The sequence below is a fragment of the Moorena sp. SIO3I6 genome (genome assembly GCF_010672095.1).
The window spans coordinates 1-3,558 of the sequence record NZ_JAAHHU010000023.1 but is presented as its reverse complement, the minus strand read 5'-3'; the positions used below and the strand labels follow the sequence as shown (position 1 = coordinate 3,558).

At 41.9% G+C, this 3,558-nt stretch carries 2 protein-coding genes and 2 pseudogenes; 3 read left to right on the top strand and 1 reads right to left on the bottom strand.

Going from position 1 to position 3,558, the window contains the following annotated elements; translation table 11 throughout:
- Positions 1–40: 40 nt before the first annotated feature.
- The 3 genes and pseudogenes from F6K49_RS09035 to F6K49_RS09025 form a co-directional block, all read left to right on the top strand.
- Positions 41–103 (top strand): annotated as a pseudogene (locus tag F6K49_RS09035) (hypothetical protein); the annotation flags it as partial.
- Between the two features lie 280 nt (positions 104–383).
- Positions 384–1,178: pseudogene (locus tag F6K49_RS09030) on the top strand (tetratricopeptide repeat protein); the annotation flags it as partial.
- A 211-nt stretch (positions 1,179–1,389) separates the two neighbouring features.
- Positions 1,390–3,327, top strand: coding sequence for a CHAT domain-containing tetratricopeptide repeat protein (locus F6K49_RS09025; protein ID WP_293095965.1), 1,938 nt, complete (start codon positions 1,390–1,392; stop codon positions 3,325–3,327).
- On the opposite strand, the gene F6K49_RS09020 is transcribed toward F6K49_RS09025, so the two are convergent.
- Entirely contained in the window at positions 3,324–3,470 is a 147-nt protein-coding gene (locus F6K49_RS09020; RefSeq protein WP_293095962.1) for a hypothetical protein, read from the bottom strand. The genes F6K49_RS09025 and F6K49_RS09020 overlap by 4 nt on opposite strands.
- Positions 3,471–3,558 lie beyond the last annotated feature (88 nt).

Below are 3,558 nucleotides of genomic sequence, written 5' to 3'. Positions count from 1 at the left end.
TCTGGATAAACCGTTTTTGTTAGGAGATAAGTTAAGTATAGTGGATATTGCAGTAGGGTCTTATTTGTTTTATGCCAAAATACTGGTAAACTTTGATTTTAAGGACTATCCAGCTGTTGCTGATTATCTGATGCGTTTGTCTGAACGTCCAGCTTTTAAAGAAACTATTGGTAATCGGTAATTGGGAGATAGGGAATCGGGAGTCGGGAGTCGGGAGTCGGGAGATAGGCAAACACTCCCCATGTTTACCACAAATTCATAAAAATCCTGTGAAATAAATTTAAAGCTTTAGTAAAGTTTTGGTAACGAATCGTTATACTTGCTTCTCAATAGTTTTGATAAAATAAGGCTGCATCAAGACAATGCTATAGTTCCAATCGGCTATGACGAAAGCTAATTCTGGACTTTACTTTGCACTGGTTCGCTACCAGAAGGCTTTGGAGTATCTAGAGAGTTCAGAAGTTTCTCTATGTAAGGAAAAAGCTTTAGAAATTTTATCAGCTAGGGATGCTCTTCAAAAGGTATTGAAAACTCAGGATCCAGTTGCTGGCGATATCCTATCCCAAGTGATGGTGCTGGATTCAGGGTTGAAAGACAATCCTGGTAGGATACTGAAAGTCCTTAATTTGGCTGACTGTCGGGAAAGTTTGCCTGCTCCCCCTCAGGATTGGTGGTGGCATTTAGACCGCAAACAGGTTAACTGGTTAATCAGAGGGCTGACAGTAATTACCTGGACCGGTAGCTTAGGGCTATTGGCTAATATTGCTAGTCGGTTTCTAACTGGAGGAGTCGGGGTTTTGGGCGCAGCAGCAGTGGTTTTTCCGAGTTTATTGACCTTGCTGAAAGCTAAGAGCGAACTGACGGAAGCAGGACGAGAAGGGCTGGAAAAATTTATCGCTACATTAGGAATTCCCCAATACCATCAAGAAGGGGCAAAATTTGGCTCTCTTGTGGGTTTGGGTGGGTTTTTACTGTTGTTTTGGTTGGCTTTGCCCTTAATTTCTGAAACTTACAATGATCAAGGACAAGAAAACTATGTTCAGGGAGAGTTGGGCACAGCGGAAGAGAATTACTTGAGAGCTATTGCTTTGAATCCTGATAATGTGGATGCTCACTACAACTTGGGCAATCTCTATGAGGACTTGCAGCAGTTTGATAAAGCCCGCACCGAGTATCTGCTAGCAGTGAAAGGGGATGTGCCAGAAGCCTATAATAACTTGGCTCGCTTGTTGATTAAAAAGAAGGAATATCCCCAAGCAGTAGCGCTACTAAATAAAGGTCTTTTAGAAGCACAGAAGCAGGATAGCTTTCCTGAGGTTAAGTACAACTTGTTTAAAAATCTAGGATGGGCGAAGTTTCAGCAAGGTTCAGATCTAGATACAGAGGGCAGTGGGCCAGCGCTCAGGGGAAGCAACAACACTCAACAATATTGGTGGTGTCTATTCTGCTTTAGGAGAGAAACAGCAGGCATTAGACTACTACCATCAGTCTTTACCCTTACGGCGAGCAGTGGGCGATCGCTCAGGGGAAGCAGCAACCCTTTACAATATGGCTTATTTGGAAAAAAGTCGAGGCAACCTACAAGCGGCATTAACTCCTATACAAGATTCTATTCATATTAGAGAATATTTACGCACCAAAGCATCGGTCAGTCCAGAACTCCGTCAAACTTACTTCTCCACCCAACAAGGTGCTTATCAATTCTACATTGATTTATTGATGGAACTCCATCAACAAAACCCCTCCCAGGGCTACGATAAACAAGCTTTTAACATTAGTGAACGTTCCCGCGCTAGAGTCTTATTAGAATTACTCACGGAAGCCAATGCCAATATTAAAGAAGGCGTAGACCCCGAATTAATAGCCCAACAAAAGCGCTTACAAGGTCAACTTGATGCTACCGAAACACAACGCTTAGAGATTGATAACAATCCTAATAGTACAGATGAACAAAAAAAAGCGATCAATGAAACACGTAAAAGTATCTTAAAAGAGTATCACGACTTACAAACTAAAATTCGGGCTAAAAGTCCTAACTATGCTGCTTTAAATTATCCTCAACCCCTGACTTTAGAACAAATTAAAGAAGATATTTTAGATCAGGATACGGTTTTATTACAGTATTCTCTAGGTAGAAAACAAAGTTATCTCTGGGTGGTTACCAAAGAGGAAATGACCAGTTATCAACTTCCATCCCAGAAAGACATCAACAATTGGGTCAAGAATCTAATTAAGTTTACTACCAAAAGCAATGCCAAGGCGTTTACTCAAGCTGTAACTCCATTAAGTAAGGCAATTCTTAAGCCTGCTAAGGATAAATTAACTAAAAAGCGGATTGTAATTGTAGCTGATGGCTTCTTACAATACATTCCCTTTGCTGCCCTTTCTGTCTCAGAAAATCAACAACCCCTAATTACAAACTACGAGATTATCAATTTACCCTCTAGTTCCAGTTTAGCCACCATCCGCCATCAAACTCAAGCCCGAAAACCTGCCCCGAAAGCTTTAGCGGTCTTAGCGGATCCTGTGTTCAGTATCGATGATAAACGGATAAACAATACTGAGAACCAAACGCCAGGTGTTATTCGCTTCATTACCCAGAGGCTGCAATTGGTGTTAGGTAAGCTATTCGGTTCTAAATCCGCAACCGTAAACGAAGACAAAACGACTGTTTCTCAACCACAACCCTCGGATTTAGGGTCACTTGCCCTTAAGCGTTCAGTGAAAAACCTAAGAAATGGTAAATTTGACTCTTTACCTGGTACTCGCCAAGAAGCGGAAGCTATCCTTAACCTTATCCCAGAAGACACTGAAAAAACCTCGGCTTTCGACTTCAATGCTAATTTTACTACTGCCACTAATCCTGAACTGAGCCAATATCGCATCGTCCATCTGGCTACCCATGGCATCCTCAATACTAAGTCCCCAGAATTATCAGGAATTGTACTATCTTTAGTGGATGAAACTGGAAATTTTACCAATGGTTTTCTGAGACTCCATGATATCTTTAACCTGAAGCTAAACGCTGACATAGTAGTATTAAGTGCTTGCCAAACGGGAGTGGCTAAGGACATCAAGGGAGAAGGGCTAGTAGGACTAACCCGAGGATTTATGTATGCCGGTTCCCCTCGGGTATTAGTCAGTTTATGGAAAGTTGATGATCAAGCCACAGCAGAAATTATGACTCGATTCTATCGGTTGATGTTGAAGCAGAAATTATCACCAGCTGAGGCATTGAGAAAGGCTCAGTTAGAGATGCAACAGGAAACTGAGTGGAAGTCTCCTTATTATTGGGCTGCTTTTGTGCTTCAGGGAGAGTGGAATTAGGGAATCGGGAATCGGGAATCGGGAATCGGGAGTAGGGAGTAGGGAGTAGGGAACAGGGAACAGGGAATAGGGAGTAGGGAGTAGTTGTATTTGGTGCGATCGCATAGCGTGGCCGTAGGCCAAACGCGAACGCTCCAATTCAAAGTTTCTTCTTTTCTTTATTTTGAAGTTTTAATTTTTAATTTTTAATTACCCAAAGGGGTGAAAGAATACTGTACCTCATAAGTGCGA